Below are 15,812 nucleotides of genomic sequence, written 5' to 3' on the forward strand. Positions count from 1 at the left end.
TGATCGATCCGATCCACATGCTGACGGAGTGGGCGAGGACGAATGGCGAAGCAGCGCTCGATGCGCTCGACGCCGGCCCCGAGCCGGCCACCCATGGGGACTGAGGCCTCCGCCGGGGCATCGCCTATCCTCTCGACCGCCACTCGGTGTCGGCCCAGCCGCGTTCGGTCTGCAGGTTTTCGATGCATCAGAAGATCTGCTGCACCGACGCGATATCTCCGTCTGCACCCGAACGCAGCCGGGTGCGCGGTCCGTGGTTTGTGTGCGGCGAGGACGCGGTCAGGCCGATGCGCGCATTGTGCCGGGACGTTGTGCCGGTCCGCCTACTCGGGCTTGGCGCCGAAGAAGGTCGTGTCGTCCAACGCGAGGACCAGGGACAGTAGTGCGCCCGCGTAGCTGTACTCCCGCATTCCCATGAACTGGCCGGAGACCAGCGGCGTGAAGGTGGACTCGCCGGGGCCGATGACCGGGCCCCGTGCGGTCGTCGCCGATGCCTTGATGTTGGCGAAGTGCACCTCGACCACCGGTTTGCCGGTGTCGTAGAGAGCGAAGGGGACCGAGTGGCTGGTGGTGGTCAGCCCGGCTGGATTGACGATGTATCCGTCCACCCGGTCGCTCGATTCGTGGATGTACTCGAGGATGTCGCCCTCATGGTTCGACAGGAACCGTTCCACTACGACGCCGAGCCGGGCACCCCAGTCCAGGACGAACTCCTTGAGGCCCTCGGCGGATGCGTTGGGGCCGTACATCCGCTTGTTTCGCCGTGCGAGATTGGAGACGTTCGGGCCGTCGATCACGGCGATTGTGTAGCGCTGGTCGCTTGTTCGCAGTCCTGCGATGGCAGACGTACCTGTCGTCACTTTGTCGGCTCGCTTTCGTGTTGTGCGTTCCAGGTGTGGGGCGTCATGGATGCTCACCAGGAGAAGGTCAGTGCCGCCGGCTTGTGTGCCGTGGTGGGCACGGGGCCGACGTGTCGGACGAAGCCCAGGCCGGGAACTCCGGCGTTCTCAAGCCAGTTGGCCGTGTCGACGAGGGCGGCGAGGTCGGTGTCGGTGTCGTAGCCGGCCAGTTCGAGGGCCTGGACGGCGTCCTCGGTGCAGACCCCGCCACCGCGCTGGCCCGGCATCGCGGGATGGCCGCCGCTGCCGGCGAGGGAGACGTCGATCGTGCCCACACCGAGAGCGGCGAGTTCCAGGACGTTCGCGATGCCGAGGCCTCGGCTGTCGTGGACCTGGACGGTCACCGACCGGAGGGGCACGTACTGAGACGCGGTTTCGAGCAACTCGCGGATCTGGGGCGGGGCGGCGTAGCCGAAGGAGTCGGCCAGGATCCACTTGACCACGCCGATGTCGACGAGCCGGCGGGCCAGTGGCTCCAGTTCGGCCGGGCCGCGGGCGGGGCCGGCGGGGCCGCCCCACGCGAAGATGACGTAGGTGCTCAAGGTGATGTCGAGGTCCGCGGCCACGGAGGCGAGGCGTTCGAGTTCGACGAGGGAGTCGGCGGTGCTGCGCCCGATGTTGGCGCGGGCGAAGTCCTCGTCCGCCGAGAGCAGGAAGGCGGCGGAGTCGGCGCCCGCGGCGGCGGCGGCGCGCAGACCTCGTTCGTTGCCGATGCAGCAACCGAGTGTCAGGTCGGGTATCGCGCGCATGGCGGCGAACACGTCGGCGGCGTCGGCGAGCCCGGGAACGAGGTCGGGGCGCACGAACGAGGACAGTTCGAAGTCCTGGATCCCGGCGCTGACGAGGCGTTGCACGAGTTCGATCTTCAGGCTTGTCGGTGCCTGGTGCGCCTGGAAGGTGAGCCTGGGTGTGATCTCGCGCAGCCGGACGATGGGCCGGGGCGTGGTGCCGGGTGATGGGGGAGGAGGTGGTGTCATCGACGTGTCTCCTTCGGCTGGGGTCAGCGGTGGCGGGTGGGGGTCAGGCCGGCGGCTTCGGCGTCCCAGTCGTCGTCGGTGAGCCCGGTCTTCCTCAGCGCCGCCTTGCGGATCTTGCCGGTGGGGGTGGCGGGCATGGCGTCGACGAGGCGGTAGTAGCGGGGCACCATGAAGTGCGGCATGGACCGGTCGCAGTGCGTGAAGAGGTCCTTCAGGTCGAGTTCGGCGTTGTCGGCGACCTGGACGACGGCCATGACCTCCTGCTCGCCGAGGTCGGAGGCCACCCCGATCGCGGCGGCCGCGGACACGGCGGGATGAGTGAGCAGGACGGCCTCGACCTCCTGGGAGGACACGTTCTCGCCGCGGCGCCGCAGAGCATCCTTCTTGCGGTCGACGAAGTAGAAGTAGCCGTCCTCGTCGGTGTAGCCGAGGTCTCCGGTGTGCCACCACAGATCGCGGGAGGTCTCCAGGGTGGCGTCGGGCTGGTGGTGGTAGCCGGAGAACATGATGTGCGGAACGCGGGGCCGGTACACGATCTCCCCGACCTGCCGGGGCGGCAGTGGGAAGCCGAGGTCGTCGTGGACCTCAAGGAGGGTCGTGGCCGACGGGACGCCGATGGAGCCGATTTTGCGTTGCCGTAGGGGATTCCAGGTGATCGTCTTGATCTCGGTGAGGCCGTAGCCCTCGACGACATGCACTCCGAAGCGTTCCTCGACCGCGGCCAGGACCGGTGGTGGAGCCGGCGCGGCGAAGACCTTACGGGCGGGATGGTCGCGGTCGCGGTCCGACGGGGGCTGGGCGAGCAGCATGGGCAGGACGGATCCGAGGGCGTTGAACTGTGTGACCTCGTGGCGGCGAATGTCGTCCCAGAACCGGCTCGCGCTGAACCGTCGGCCGAGCACGATGGTGGCGCCGGCGGCGACGGCGTGCAGGGAGAGGTTGAACTTCGCGGCCCCGTGGAACAACGGCAGGCATGTGTAGAGCCGTTCGTCGGAGGTGGTTCCCATGGCCACGGCGAACTCGTGCGCGGCGACCACCGGCATCAGCGCCGGATAGACCGCGCCCTTGCTGCGTCCGGTGGTCCCGGAGGTCAGCATGATCGCCATCGGGTCGTCCAAGGCGACCTCGGGAAACGCCGTGGACGCGTCGCCCCGGCGGATCATGTCGTGCCAGGTGAGGATCTCGACACCGGGCAGCGACACATTGGCCGGGGCGGCGTCGGTCAGCAGCACGATCGTGCGCAGTGCGTGGGGGCGTTCCGGCAGGGTGGCGACGAGGTCGAGCAGCCCGGGCTCGGTGAGGAGGACCTGCACGTCCGTGAATCCAAGGGCGTGTTCGAGGAAGGTGCCCTTGTAGGCGGTGTTCACGGGTACCTCGACGAGGCCGGCACGGGCGATGCCGAAGAAGGCGACGAGGGTTTCGGTCCGATTGGGCAGGAATACTCCGACCGATGAGCCGGGAGCGGCTCCGAGGCCGAGCAGCCCCCGCGCCACGGCCGAGGCCGCGGCGTCCATTTCCGCATAGCTGAGTTGCTCGTCCTCAAAGAGCAGAGCCGGCTTGTCGGGGGTGCGGCGGGCGCGGTCGGCGAGCAGCCCGCCGACCGTGCCGCCTCCCAGTGATGGCAGGTCGAGCATGGTCAGAGCTCCTTCTTGGCGCGCAGCAGGAAGGCTTCCAGGGCGGGGTCCCAGCCGGCCTCGGCGCCGGTGGTGACCAGGAAGGTCCCGATGCCCAGGTCGTGGTAGGTGCCGAGGGTGTCCAGGATCTGCTCCTCGGTTCCGACGAGTGCCTGCGAGTTGGCGAACCCGCCCAGCAATTTGGTCAGGCCGGTCCAGAAACAGGTGTCGTGGAGTTCTTCGTCGGTCAGTGCCAGTGCCCGCTGCCGACCGATGGAGTTGTCGGTCGCCGACGAGCGCAGGAAGGCGTGGCTGCCCTGGGCCTCGGCGATCTGCCGCTCGACCGAGCGTGCCTTGGCCCACGCTTCGTCCTCGGTCCTGCCGAGAAACAGCCGCAGGCTCAGCGAGAACTCGATCTGGCGCGCGTAGCCTTCGGCGGCGGCGCGAACCCGGGCGACGCGCTCCCGTGTTCCTGAGAACGGCTCTCCCCACAGCATGTAGAGGTCGGCGTGCCGGGCGCCGAAGTCCACCGCGGCGTCGCTCTCCCCGCCCATGAAGATCGGGACCTGCCCCTGGGCCGGGCGGGTGAGGAGCTTGACGTTCTCCGCGGCGTAGAAGCGGCCCTGATGGTCGAACGACGTCGGCTCGGTCCAGGTGCGGCGAACCAGGTCGAGGTATTCGATCGCCCGCTCGTACCGTTCCGACTTCGGGGTGTGATCGCCCTCGCGGTGCAGATCCTTGTCCGCTCCTCCCACCACCACGTTGATCGCCAGTCGCCCCTGTGCCAGGACGTCCAGGGTGGCGAAGTACCGGGCCGCCGCCGTCGGGGCCATGACGCCGGGGCGGTGAGCCACGATCGGCGAGAACTTCTCGGTCATCGCCAGCATGTACGGCGCCATCGCATGGTTGTGGGGCCAGATCGACGAGTAGCCCACGAGCACTCGATCGATCGCCTCCGACGCGTCGAGCTCACGCACCCGCTCGGCGAGCCGGGCGGGGTCGGTCTCGCCCGGCGCGAGCGGTTGGAGTCCCGTGAAGAAGTCGACCACGACTCACTCTCCTCATATTAGGATGCTCACACTATATAAGCATGCTGGCTATTTCCCTATCGTGATCTGCCTGAGGGCCTCCAGCACGGGAACCGTGACCTCGATCGTTCCGCGACGCAGGGTCTCCGCCCTCCGGGCCGCCGAGCGATCGAAGGGGACCCGGACCGCCGAACCGCCGTCGACGGGGCGGGTGTTGCGGACGGACTCGGCGAATTCGGCCGCGCGGGCACGGAAGTCGGCGGCGTCACCAAGCTTCGACGGGTCGAGAACGACGGCCAGGAAGCCGCAGTCGGAGACGCCGACGGGAGCCGCCGAGGCGCCGGCGAGCATGCCGAGGAGGTGGACGACGAGGGCGAGCCCGGAACCCTTGTGCCCACCCCAGACGGTGAATGCACCCTGCAGGGCCACCGCGGCGTCGGTGGTCGGTCGGCCCGCGGGATCGAAGGCCTTGCCCGCGGGCAGGGCCTCATCGAGCCGGGCCGCGAGAGTCACCTCCGCGTGGGTGATGGACGAGGTGCCGATGTCCCAGATCAGCGGGCCGTCGGCAGTGGGGAAGCCGAACGCGATGGGATTGGTCCCGAACCGGGACTCGGTGCCCCCGTACGGAGCGACGAGTGCAGGTGCGCTGCCCGCGATCATGCCGACGAACCCGGCGTCGACGATGCGCTCCAGGTAGTACGAGAACATCCCCGTGTACCAGGTCTGACGGGCTCCGACCATGGCCATGCCGTGGGCGCGGGCCTTCTCAACTCCGATCTCCGTCGCGCGGGCGGCGACGAGGTATCCGACCTGGTCCCCGCCGTCCAGGGCCGCCGACACCGGGGACTCCTGGACGACCTGGATCGGCTGCGGCGGCTCGGTCGCGCGGATCCGCTCGACGATCGAGACCGCGCGGGCCAGTCCGGCGTAGGACAGCCCTCGCAGCTCGCAGTCCATCAGGTGGTCCGCGATGACCGCGGCATCCTCCGGCGTGTAACCCACGGCGACCATCGCCTCGGTCACGATGCGGCGGGCCTCGTCCAGCGGCAGACTGGCCGTCGGTACGGAAGCGGTGGTCGGGTCGGGCATGGCAGAACCTCCATGTAAGGATGCTGTCTAAACTTGCAGCGTGGACACGACTACGGACCAGACGGACTACCTCACCGACGCGGTCACCCGCCTTGAGCGTGCCGTGGCGAACATCGGGGCCTTGAGGCTCAAGCCGTGGAGGATGACGCTGTCCGGCTACGCAGCCCTCAAGATCCTCGAGCGGCAACCCCATGTGTCGCTGGCTCAGCTTTCCCGGCGCTGCTTCGTGAAGTCGCAGACGATGACCAGGATCGTCGCCGAGCTCGAACGCAGGGAGTGGGTGGAGCGCAGCCCACACCCGGAGAGTGAGCGGGCCATCTCGCTGGCCCTGACCCCCGCGGGCCGTGCCAGCCTCGCTGAGATGGCTGCCGAGGTCGACAAGATCGAATCTACGCTGGGGGCGGAGCTGGAGCCCGGCCAGTTCCCCGAACTCGTCGCCACCCTCCGGCGATGCGCCGTCGCGGTCGAGGCCGAGATCAAGGATGCGCGCCAGGCGGCACGCCGGAGCTGACCACTCAGACCGGCTCGGGTGTGACCGCCGTGGAACGCTGCGGTGCGCTGGGCACCAGCACACCGTTCAGGCCGAGGGCGGTCAGTCCGCTCAGCACTGCCGAGCCGATGAGGACGAACGCGCCGGCGCGATTGTCCCCCGTGGCCTGGACGAGCCACTGGGTCGCGTAGATGACGGATCCACCGAAGATCGCGACGGCCACGTTGAACCCCAGCGCCACGCCCGTGCCGCGCGAGTGCACCGGGAACAGTTCTATGTAGGTGATGGGGGCGATGCCCGAGTAGAACGACGGCCCGGCGGCCAAGAGCACCGCGCAGAGGGCGAGCAGCCAGGGGTTCGACGTGGCCGTCAGCGCCGCCATCAGCGGATACGAGACGACCAGGATCACCGCGGTCGCGATGAGCAGCGCCCGGCGGCGCCCGATCCGGTCCGACAGTCGCCCGCCCGCGAGGACGAGCCCGATGCCTACGGCCAGGGCGCACCCGACCACGGCCGTCGCCGTCACTGCGGAGAAGTGGAGCTGGATGATCAGGTTCTGCACGTAGGTGAACGCCAGGTAGAAGCCGACGGCGTGAGTGGCCGCCACCCCGATCAGCAGGAGGGCACGCCGCACTCTGCGGTCGACCGGCGGCTGCTCCTGCATGCGGCCGCGGACCGCGACGAACTCGGGGGTCTCGCCCAGCCGGCTGCGCAGGTAGAGCCCGATCGCCCCCAGTGGGAGCGCCAGCAGGAACGGCACCCGCCAGCCCCAGGCCTGCATGGCTGTGGCGCTCAGGGACAGGTTCAGGCCCACCACGACGAAAGCGCCGATGAGCAGGCCGGCGAGGCTGCCCATCTGGACACGGCTGGCCATCTCGCCCTTGCGGCCCGCGGGCGCGAACTCGGCAGCGTAGATGATCGCGGTCCCGTACTCCCCGCCCGCCGCGAGCCCCTGCAGCATGCGCAGGACGACCAGCAGGATCGGGGCGGCAATCCCGATCGTCTCCGTGGTGGGCAGCAGTCCGATCAGCGTGCTCACCACCGCCATGCCGATAAGCGTCAGTACCAGCGTGGGCCTGCGGCCGAGGCGGTCGGCCACCGGGCCGAGGAGCAGCCCTCCGAGCGGCCGGACGACGAAGGCGGCACCGAACACAGCGAACGTCGACAGCAACGCCACGCCGGGAGTCGCGTCGGGGAAGAAGTTTCTCGCCAGCACTGCGGCCACGAAGCCGTATACCGCGTAGTCGTAGTTCTCGACGGTGTTGCCGATCGCGGCGGCCAGAGTGGCGCGTCGCAGAGTGCTTGCACTTGAGGGTTCTGCTTCGGACAGTGCCGTCATAGCGACCTCTCCTTCGAGGCGATGAAGCAGTCGGTGTGCGCAGCTGCACGGTGCCGAGACGTTAACCGAGCCGAAACCAGAATACAAGCATGCTTACAATTCATTCGGTAGCTGATATACAGTCCTGGGACGGTTGCCCCGCGACCGCAAGGGAAGGGAGGACCCATCGATGACAGACGCGACTCCGTCGACATCGACGAATCCGGCGCAGGACGGTGATGCCGCGGACCGGATCGCCGTCCGGGACGTCCTCGAGCGGTACACCTACGCGATGGATCGCCGCGACGAGGCACTCATGCGCAGTTGCTTCACCCCCGACGCCGACCTGTCCTACTTCGGGGGCCTGCGCCACTTCACCGGGAACGAGTTCGCGGACACGTTCGTGTCCTCACTCGAGCCGTTCGGATTCATCGACCACAGCATCAGCAGCCTGCGGATCACGGTGGACGGTGACGTCGCGGCGGTGAACATGCACCTCTGCGCGACGATGGCCCTCAAGAACGAACCGTCGGTCCTCATCCGGTGGGTCGAGGTGACGGACACGCTCGTCCGGGACCCCTCCGGCTGGCGCATCGCCGAACGCCGCCATGTGCCGTTCCTGCAGTACGAGTCACCGACGACGGCGATCGATTTCCCAGGCGTGGGCGGCACGGACCCGGACGGGGTCGACCCTTCGTAGACGGCGTGGCGTCCTTCGGTCGCGGGGAGCGAGCCGGCCATGCCGCCCCGCTCTCCACGGCGCCGCGCACCGGGCCCTGCAACTCTGGGACAGCTGCAGCCCATGGCTGACCAACTGGTCTTCTGAGTCAGAAGGCCTATGTGAATAACTGGCGAGGCGTTCGAGGATCTCGTCTGCTGTCTTGGTCCAGATGTAGGGCTCGGGGTCGGTGTTCCATGCGGCGATCCAGGTGCGGATGTCCTGCTCGAGGACCTGGACGCTCTGGTGGGTCCCTCGTCGTATCCGTATGTCCGTCAGTTCCGCAAACCACCGCTCCACGAGGTTGAGCCAGGGCGAGCCGGTAGGTGTGAAGTGCAGATGGCATCGCGCAGGTGACGCCGTTGAGTTCGCCGATGCGGATCTGCCCTCCGGGCAGCAGCTGGCGGACGTCGCCGTTCGCCTTGAGGCGCGTGACGATCTTCACCACGCCTCCAAGGGGGTGGCTTCCGGGTATCGCTCGGTGAGCAGGTTCAGGTGCCTCATGCCGTTGAGGAGGGGTGCCGCGACTGTTCGTCGCCCGACGGCGGGTGCGAGGTCGTCCAGAACGGCGGGCAGCGTGTCGGGCTTCACGCGCAGCAGGATGAGGTCGTAGGGCGAGTTCAGCTCGTCCGCGGTGAGACAGCCGGCGTCGAACCTTTCGACCTGCTCGCCCCGGGCGGACCGGAAAGGTGACCTGTCGGCCGGCGCCCACCAGCTGAACAACGTGGTGTTGATGGAGGCTGAGGCCTCCGTCGTGTACTGGACCGGGCGTGAAAGCGCAGGTGACACGGTCGTTCTGCTGAAGGCGCTCCCAACACCGAGGCGGGCAAGGCGTTCGTCGCACCGGTGCCGTTCGGCGAGGACCGGCACGTCCTGGCCGAGGCCGGATTTCTCAAGCTTTGACGGTCAGCCCGAATGCTCGATCGGGCACCGTCTGGACGCGGCTTACGGCTGGATGCTCTTTGCGGCGGTCAGTACACGCGCGGCTTCGCGTACGGCGCTGGTGTTGATCTTGCCTTGGCGGGAGCCGGCGAGTTTGGCCTTGATGTGGTCGCGGACGACGATGGGCTCGTAGGCGAGTCCTTCGGCCGCGTCGAGGTGGCTGGGCAGGGTGGAGATGACGGCGTCGATGTTGCCGTCGTGGAAGAACGCGACGGAGCGGCGGCGCTGGACGGTGCCGTCGATGACCGGGGGCTTGACGCGGTGCAGGGTGGACATCCAGCGGTCGTTGGTCAGCCGGGCGGTCAGGTCGCCGAGGTTGACCAAGAGGGCCCCGTCGGCGGGGGAGACGTCGTGCCACAGGCCGTCGCTGTCGAGGACCTGCAGGCCGGCGACCTGGTCCGCCCACAGGACGGTCACGATGCCGAAGTCGGTGTGCTCGCCCATGCCGATCAGGTCGCCGGCGAGGGATACGGGGCCTTCCGGCAGGGCGTAGTTGTTCAGCCGCAGCACGTCCACGGAGTGGTCGGTGAGGCGGGCGAAGAAGTCGCCGGGCACGCCGAGTGCGTCGGCGAAGGCCGTGGTGAGGGTGCGGGCGACGCGGGCGGCCTCGGTGTAGTACGCCTCGACCTTGGGGCGGAAGGCTTCGACGTCGGGCCAGAGGTTGAGGCCGTAGTCTTCCTCCGAGAGGTCGAGGTGCGGGAAGGAGCGGGCCTCTGTGCCGATGTTGAACGCCTCGAAGAAGTCGTTCATGCGCGTGGCCGGCTCGACGCCCAGGCTCAGGCTGAGCGACTCGCTCTTGGGCGGGCTGTAGCCCCGGTTGGCCCCCTTCACCTGGTACGCCTTCTTCGTTTCCAGTGGCAGGGCGAAGAAGGAGTCGACGGCGTCGGTCAGGCCGTCGAGGATCTCGTGCGGGATCCGGTGGCCGAGGATCTGTACGAAACCGACGGTGGTGCAGGCATCGTCCAGCTGCCGGGCGACCTCGGCCCTCTCCTCCCGGGTGCCGTCGGCGGTGTAGGCGCTGATGTCGACGATCGGGACTGAGAATGCGCGGGTCTCGGCGGTGTGCTCTGGCATGAGTGTCTCCAACTGTTCGGATACGAGCAGGGAAGGGACAGGAGGTGGTCGGGGCAGGGGCGGGGAGCATCCACGCTATCGCAAAATATTCTTGAGAGTAATTATTTCTTCTTCTGAATTATGTTGTGTCCGTGCGGTTACTGGGTTACTCGGCTGGCCGGCCGCCTTGGTAGCGTCCGGCCATGGACGATGAGCAGCAGGACCTTGCGAGATCGCTCGGAGCATCCATCCGCGTGGCCCGGAAAGCGGCCGGGCTCACGCTGACGCAACTGGCCGGGCAGGCCGGGGTGTCCCAGCCCTTCCTCAGCCAGGCCGAGAACGGCAACGTGATGCCCAGCATCATCAACCTGCACCGGATCGCGCAGGTTCTGGGTACCACGGCCCACCAGTTGCTCGAAGAGGGAGCCCGCGCTCCCGCGAGAGTCGTGCGCGCCGGCGAAGGGCGCTCGTATCCTCTCGGGCGCGGTGCCACGGTCCGCTTCTGCGTCGGCGGCAACCGCCTCATGGACTGCAACGAGGTCACGGCGGGTCCTGGCAGCGCTGCAGAGTCCGCCACCACTCACACGGGAGAGGAGTTCGTCTACGTCATCGACGGGACGGTACGCCTGGTCATCAGCGGCACCTCGCACCTGCTGCATGCGGGTGACACCGCCTATTACGCCGCCACGGAGTCCCACCAGTGGTTCAACGACAGCGACGCCCCGGCCAGGTTCCTGTTCACCAGTTCTCCGCCCGGCTTCTGAACCCGCCCGAGGCCGGGACCGCCCCTGGTCAGGCCGGTCACAGGAGCTCTTAGGCGACATGCACGACAAGGCCGCCGGGCTCCTGCTCGCCGCCCGCACCCAACGAGGTGAGCGGCGCCAGCAACTGCTCGAAGAGGCGCGGTTGTGGATCGACCTCGCGCACACCGTGACCCCCCCCCGCCCGCAGAGGCGGTGCCCGAGGACACCGTGGTGCGCATCTGCACCCGCGGTGGCGCCCTCACCGTCGTCCTGGAGATCTCCTCCCGAGGCCACACCCCTCTGCATCCGTGGCAGTGCCTGGGCTGCGGCCACGGCCACGAGCAGCACCGTGACGCTGCCGTCGAACAGGCCACCCAGCCCGCACGCCGCTGCTGGGCAGAACCCGCCCCCGCAACCGGACCAGTTGCTCTGCAACCTTCCAGCAGGACGGTGTGAGGTGTACTGGCGCCGCCCCGAAGGCCGGGTGGGAGGTGGGCCATGAGTGCGCAACAGCCGCAATGCTGGAGAGGGCACGCGTGGATCTCTCCGAGGAGATCGCACAGGAACGGGTCCTGGACGCCGCCCGGAAGTCCGCCTGGGAGGCTGTGGTCGCCCTGCCGCAACTGTTCATCGCCGTATGACAGCCGGCCCCGCCCATACCGAGGCCAGCCCCCACCCATCACACGGGGCACCGTCACCGCATGGTCCCGCTGGCCACTCGTGTACCGAGAGCGGGATAGGAGGTGCCGGGACGTCGGGCTCTGTCAGTGGGGCCCTCTACGGTTCGGCCACGGGATATACGGCAGATGAACGTTTGGCGGCAGGTCCGGAAGAGAGCCGGTACTTGGAGGCGGTGTTCACACTGGGGGCGCAGGTGGGCACGCATGCCGAGGATCCGGCGAGACCCGTGTACGTCGTTGAGGTGATGGAGGTAAGCCCGATCCGGGTGCCGAGCGGCCGGCTCGTCGTCGCCTCACCCTGGCCGGATGATTCCGACTGGGAGTTGCCCACCCCGGCCGGCCGGGAACTGAAGGACCCGATCCCGCCTGGCGTTCACCGGGTGCAGGCCTCCTGGACGGAAGCGCCGTTCGAGTACAACGGCGAGCAGTTCGACGGCCGCGAGGAGGTCGCCATCCGCTTGCTTGTCAGCGATGCCCCAGTGGCCAGCTGGGAGGCGGCCCTCGGTGTCGGTGAGAGCATCGAGCAAATCGTCCACGGTGAGCGGCCGGGTTTCGACTCCGAGGAAAATATGGGGAGTTTCGCCGACGCCACCGCCTGGCCATCGCTGACCGAGCCATTCCGCCAGTTCTGGCTCGACCTCGATGCGGGCAAGCAGGATGCATCCCGGGCCACCGAGTCTCTGGGCGAGTCGTTCGAGCGGGTGAGCGACGAAACTCTCGGAGCCGACCTCGTGACGTTCCCGACCGGAGGAGGGAGCGTTGTATGGCTGGGGCGCACGGAGACCGGGAGCATCGCCTCGATCGTCACGACTGGCCCGACCTTCTTCCATAACCGGCTGGTCACAGCCGTGTGAGCAAGGCCTGCCGGACGCGGTCGTAGCCCACCGGGCGCGGTGGGTCAGTGCGGGCGGGCACCCCATCCACAGGTCTTGACGATTACTCATACTGCGGCCCTGACCGGCGCTCGGAGGGTTGACCTGCAAGGAGAATCCGCATGAAGTCGCTGATCTAGACAACGCATTGCCGATCGAGACGAGCCCGTGATCTGCCTAGGACCCCGTTCTGATGGCTCTGTCAGAGGTGCCGCGTAGATTCCGGTCATGCCCGAGCCTTTGACTGAAGATCTCAGACAGTTGTTGAACGACTTGCCGCCTGGCCGGCTGCTGGGGCCGTGTCTTGCTCCGCATCCGGTGGTGTGGGTGAGCGATGGACCGGTCATGGATACGGCCGACTGGTGGAAGCGTCAGCAGGGCTTCACGAAATAGACGTCCGTCCAGTCGATGTAGTTAGCGTCAGGCGAGTTGATGACGCCCCAGATCTTGCCGCTACGGTCGTACAGAAACGCCACGGTCCCCGGGGTCTGGTTGTTGTTGTAGGCGCCGGGGCCGTACAGGTTGATGCCCGACGTGATTCCGCACTTCCAATAATCGAAGCTGTTCCCGCGGCCGTCCTCGCCGCAGAAATGTCCGTACGCACACGGGATCGCGTCCGGCTTCGCCTCCGCAGCGGTGGCGAAACTGAGGCTCGAGCCGACGGCGAACAGTCCCGCAGCCGTCACACCGACGAGCCGTTTGTCGAGTTTCATGCAGCCGTCCCCCTCGATCGATCGCTGACCAACCTCTTCGGCAACGTAGTTCTGTCAGAAGGCAGACGCCAACAATTCGAGCTCCATCGAAATGTTCCCCGCAGCGGGATGTCCCGCCTCGGCCCGGGGCCCGTGGAGCAGCGCATATCGTGCAGACAGACGTGGGGCCACGAGGCAGGGCGGCGTCGTTCTCGCGGTTGCCCCCGGTTGGTGAGGGGCGGGTGCCCTGTGGGCTTGGTGATGGGCTGCGCTGGGGCGGACGGAGGCGGGCACGGCTTCCGGCGATCATGAGGTGTCGAATCCCTGATCACCACAACGGAAGACCGTGCCTACGCGTTCATCATCGCCCATTCCCGCCGGTCTGGGCCAACTCGGCGACGCCGCCTCGCTCTTACCCGCCGACCACGCCGGGCTCCTGGCCCGCCTGGCGGCTGTACCCGATCCGCACCGCGCCCGGGGCCGGCGTCATCCGCTGGCCTTCGTCCAGGCGCTGGCCTTCGTCCAGGCGCTGGCCTTCGTCCAGGCGCTGGCCTTCGTCCAGGCGCTGGCCGCCTGTGCGGTCCTGGCCAGATCCCGCTCTCTGGCCGCGATCGCAAGGTGGGCCGCCGACGCCCCGCCCGACCTGCTGGTTCGCCTCGGCGGGCCGTGCCGGGAACCGGACACCGGACCGGCTGCCCCCGCGGAGGCCACCATCCGGCGCGTCCTGCAGAGAGTCGACGGAGACGCGCTGGATGAGGCGGTCGACGCCGACCTGTCCCACGCGTCCTCTTACCTGGTCCTGTTCGCCTACTGCCTTCTCGCCACGAGCAGTCTGCTGGCGATGGAGGTCTACACGACGTTCGCCCCGGACTCGGCCAGGGTGCGCCTGGGCAGGCTGCGCACCTGGATCGAGAACCACCAGGAGCGGGCACTGGTGACCGTGGCCCTCGGGGTTTCCGGCCGGGCGAGGGGTCAGTGCACGCCTGCGGTGTCGAGCAGGGTGGCCAGCGTGGGCGCGATGAGCCCGGTGAGGTTGTCGGCGTGGATGCCCGCGCGGGCGCTGGCGCCGTCGAAGACCAGGATGAGCTGACGGGCCAGCAGGTCCGGGTCGCTCGCGCCGCCCTGTTCGGCCTCGGCGCGGAAGAAGGCGGTCAGGTCCGCCTTGACCTGATGGGCGACCAGGCTCGCGGGGTGGCTTTGGTCCTTGAGCTCGATCTGCACGGCCAGGTACCGGCAGCCCCGGAACTCGGGCACTCCTGCCTGGGCCGCGACCTGCTCGAAGACGTGCAGGATCCGCTCGCGGGGGGACCGGCCTTCGTCCGCCACGGGCAGCAAAGTGGCCGCGTAGGCGGAGGCGCGTTCCTCCAGGCTCGCCGCCAGCAGTTCGTCCTTGCTCTCGAAGAGCTGGTACATGGAGCGCTTCGAGACCCCCGCCGCCCTGCACAGCGCCTCGACGCCGATGTTGACGCCGTCCCGGTAGGTGAGGGTGGCCGCCGCCTCCAGCAGTCGCTCCCTGGGGGTCAGTTTCACTTCGGTGGTCATACAGCGAGGTTAACCCGGGGCGGAACAAAATAAAACCGATCGGTTTCCATAGCTTGTGGCGACGTGGCTGTCCGAGCGGCCGCGCAGAAAGTGCCTTCTTGCTGGCGATGACAGAGACCTTGGACGGGCCCCGTCTTCCCAGCTCAGAAGGAACTTTCCCTTTCCTGATCAAGATCCGGACACCCCAACGCGCAGGCTGGTGGTTCGAGGCTCGGCGGACCGCTACTGCGCGGCGGGCGCGCTCACTCCGCCTGCACTGCTCCCGGGGCCCACTGCTCAAAGGTCGTCGTCTCGATGCCCAGCGCGTGGGCCATTTCCGGACGGGCCGGTGCCGGGTAGGTGTCCATCCGCCGCTGCGACTTCGCCAGTTCCGGCATGACCCCCCATTCGACAGCCTGCTCCGGGCTGCTAGGCAGCTCGATGGGCGTCGCCCGTACGGAGTTGAGTATGTCGACCGCGCGGCGCATGGACAGTACGTCTCCCGCGAGTTCCAGCACGACCTCGTGGAAGCGCTGCGGATGCGCAACCGCCGCGAGCGTGGCCGTACCGATGTCCTGGACAGCGACCCATGGGCGTGCGACGTCAAGGTCGTTGACGACCGTCAGTCGGTTCGAGGTGAAACCCTCGAACCAGATCGACGGCTGTCTCAGGTTCTCCATGAAGCTGGAGGGCCGCAGGATGGTCCAGGTGGCGAAGCCCGCCTCGCGCACCACCCGCTCGGCCTCGATCTTGCTGCGCCAGTAGTGGGCCGGGAAGGCTCCCCAGCGTTCCGCGTCGAAGGCCTCAGGATCGTCGATGCCGGCACCCGACACCGAGGAGTGCACGATCTGCTCGATCCCGGTCTCCCGGCTCACCGTCACCAGGTTGCGGGCACGTTGCACCTCGAAGCCGGCCATCAGGTTCGCGAAGTTCGCGGTCTCCATCGAGAACACCGCGGTCGCCCCGGCCGCCGCTTCCTTGAGGGATGCGGGATCGTCGAGGTCGCCGCGCACCAGAGTCGCTCCCGCCGCGGCCAGCCGGACAGCGGCCTCGGACGACGGGTCCCGGACCAGCGCCCGGACCGGCCGCCCCGCGTCGAGCAGCGCGCGGGCGACCGCGCCCCCCTGGTTGCCGGTCGCCCCGGTCACCAACACCGGATGGATTGTCATGGGTACTT

16 protein-coding genes and 1 pseudogene are annotated in these 15,812 nt (G+C 68.2%); 5 read left to right on the forward strand and 12 right to left on the reverse strand.

Annotated elements, in window-relative coordinates; translation table 11 throughout:
- Positions 1-323: 323 nt before the first annotated feature.
- The 5 genes from H293_RS0141235 to H293_RS0141255 form a co-directional block, all read right to left on the reverse strand.
- The gene (locus H293_RS0141235) at positions 324-797 is read right to left on the reverse strand and encodes a type II 3-dehydroquinate dehydratase (RefSeq protein WP_020123624.1); all 474 of its coding nucleotides are present in this window, start codon (positions 795-797) and stop codon (positions 324-326) included.
- Between the two features lie 116 nt (positions 798-913).
- A complete protein-coding gene (locus H293_RS0141240) occupies positions 914-1,876 on the reverse strand; it encodes a beta/alpha barrel domain-containing protein (RefSeq protein WP_020123625.1) in 963 nt (320 codons plus the stop codon).
- A 23-nt stretch (positions 1,877-1,899) separates the two neighbouring features.
- On the reverse strand, positions 1,900-3,510 hold the full coding sequence (locus H293_RS0141245; protein WP_020123626.1) for an AMP-binding protein: 1,611 nt from the start codon (positions 3,508-3,510) through the stop codon (positions 1,900-1,902).
- A gap of 2 nt (positions 3,511-3,512) precedes the next feature.
- Positions 3,513-4,538, reverse strand: coding sequence for an LLM class flavin-dependent oxidoreductase (locus H293_RS0141250; RefSeq protein ID WP_020123627.1), 1,026 nt, complete (start codon positions 4,536-4,538; stop codon positions 3,513-3,515).
- A gap of 48 nt (positions 4,539-4,586) precedes the next feature.
- The gene (locus H293_RS0141255; RefSeq protein WP_020123628.1) at positions 4,587-5,606 is read right to left on the reverse strand and encodes an Ldh family oxidoreductase; all 1,020 of its coding nucleotides are present in this window, start codon (positions 5,604-5,606) and stop codon (positions 4,587-4,589) included.
- Positions 5,607-5,646: 40 nt separating this feature from the next.
- Here H293_RS0141255 and H293_RS0141260 point away from each other — a divergent pair, with 40 nt between their 5' ends.
- The gene (locus tag H293_RS0141260; protein ID WP_020123629.1) at positions 5,647-6,117 is read left to right on the forward strand and encodes a MarR family winged helix-turn-helix transcriptional regulator; all 471 of its coding nucleotides are present in this window, start codon (positions 5,647-5,649) and stop codon (positions 6,115-6,117) included.
- 4 nt (positions 6,118-6,121) lie between these two features.
- On the opposite strand, the gene H293_RS0141265 is transcribed toward H293_RS0141260, so the two are convergent.
- Positions 6,122-7,435: an MFS transporter gene (locus tag H293_RS0141265; RefSeq protein ID WP_020123630.1), complete on the reverse strand. Its 1,314-nt coding sequence runs from the start codon at positions 7,433-7,435 to the stop codon at positions 6,122-6,124.
- A gap of 169 nt (positions 7,436-7,604) precedes the next feature.
- On the opposite strand from H293_RS0141265, the gene H293_RS51120 reads away from it, so the two are divergent.
- A complete protein-coding gene (locus tag H293_RS51120) occupies positions 7,605-8,114 on the forward strand; it encodes a nuclear transport factor 2 family protein (protein ID WP_020123631.1) in 510 nt (169 codons plus the stop codon).
- Positions 8,115-8,237: 123 nt separating this feature from the next.
- On the opposite strand, the pseudogene H293_RS60720 reads toward H293_RS51120, so the two are convergent.
- The 3 genes and pseudogenes from H293_RS60720 to H293_RS0141280 all read right to left on the reverse strand — a co-directional run.
- Positions 8,238-8,471, reverse strand: a pseudogene (locus H293_RS60720) (IS630 family transposase); the annotation flags it as partial.
- A 102-nt stretch (positions 8,472-8,573) separates the two neighbouring features.
- The gene (locus H293_RS53965; protein WP_158694510.1) at positions 8,574-8,921 is read right to left on the reverse strand and encodes a 2-dehydropantoate 2-reductase N-terminal domain-containing protein; all 348 of its coding nucleotides are present in this window, start codon (positions 8,919-8,921) and stop codon (positions 8,574-8,576) included.
- Positions 8,922-9,077: 156 nt separating this feature from the next.
- Positions 9,078-10,148, reverse strand: a complete 1,071-nt coding sequence (locus H293_RS0141280; protein ID WP_020123632.1) for an isopenicillin N synthase family dioxygenase — start codon at positions 10,146-10,148, stop codon at positions 9,078-9,080.
- 182 nt (positions 10,149-10,330) lie between these two features.
- On the opposite strand from H293_RS0141280, the gene H293_RS0141285 reads away from it, so the two are divergent.
- Positions 10,331-10,891, forward strand: coding sequence for a helix-turn-helix domain-containing protein (locus H293_RS0141285; RefSeq protein WP_028808644.1), 561 nt, complete (start codon positions 10,331-10,333; stop codon positions 10,889-10,891).
- 832 nt (positions 10,892-11,723) lie between these two features.
- Positions 11,724-12,404 carry a DUF4241 domain-containing protein gene (locus tag H293_RS0141300; protein WP_259294645.1) on the forward strand — a complete coding sequence of 227 codons (681 nt, stop codon included), beginning with the start codon at positions 11,724-11,726 and terminating at the stop codon, positions 12,402-12,404.
- A gap of 389 nt (positions 12,405-12,793) precedes the next feature.
- Here the strand turns inward: H293_RS0141300 and H293_RS51130 are convergent, their stop codons facing one another.
- Positions 12,794-13,135, reverse strand: a complete 342-nt coding sequence (locus H293_RS51130) for a hypothetical protein (protein ID WP_020123637.1) — start codon at positions 13,133-13,135, stop codon at positions 12,794-12,796.
- Between the two features lie 325 nt (positions 13,136-13,460).
- Here H293_RS51130 and H293_RS60725 point away from each other — a divergent pair, with 325 nt between their 5' ends.
- Positions 13,461-14,204, forward strand: a complete 744-nt coding sequence (locus H293_RS60725; protein ID WP_028808645.1) for a transposase family protein — start codon at positions 13,461-13,463, stop codon at positions 14,202-14,204.
- Here H293_RS60725 and H293_RS0141315 read toward each other — a convergent pair.
- Together H293_RS0141315 and H293_RS0141320 are read right to left on the reverse strand one after the other, a co-directional pair.
- Positions 14,087-14,656 (reverse strand): TetR/AcrR family transcriptional regulator, encoded by a 570-nt coding sequence (locus tag H293_RS0141315; RefSeq protein ID WP_020123639.1) that lies wholly within the window; start codon positions 14,654-14,656, stop codon positions 14,087-14,089. The two genes, H293_RS60725 and H293_RS0141315, sit on opposite strands and share 118 nt — an antisense overlap.
- 242 nt (positions 14,657-14,898) lie before the next feature.
- On the reverse strand, positions 14,899-15,804 hold the full coding sequence (locus H293_RS0141320) for an NmrA family NAD(P)-binding protein (protein WP_020123640.1): 906 nt from the start codon (positions 15,802-15,804) through the stop codon (positions 14,899-14,901).
- Positions 15,805-15,812 lie beyond the last annotated feature (8 nt).

Source organism: Streptomyces canus 299MFChir4.1, from assembly GCF_000383615.1.
Lineage (GTDB): Bacteria > Actinomycetota > Actinomycetes > Streptomycetales > Streptomycetaceae > Streptomyces > Streptomyces canus_C.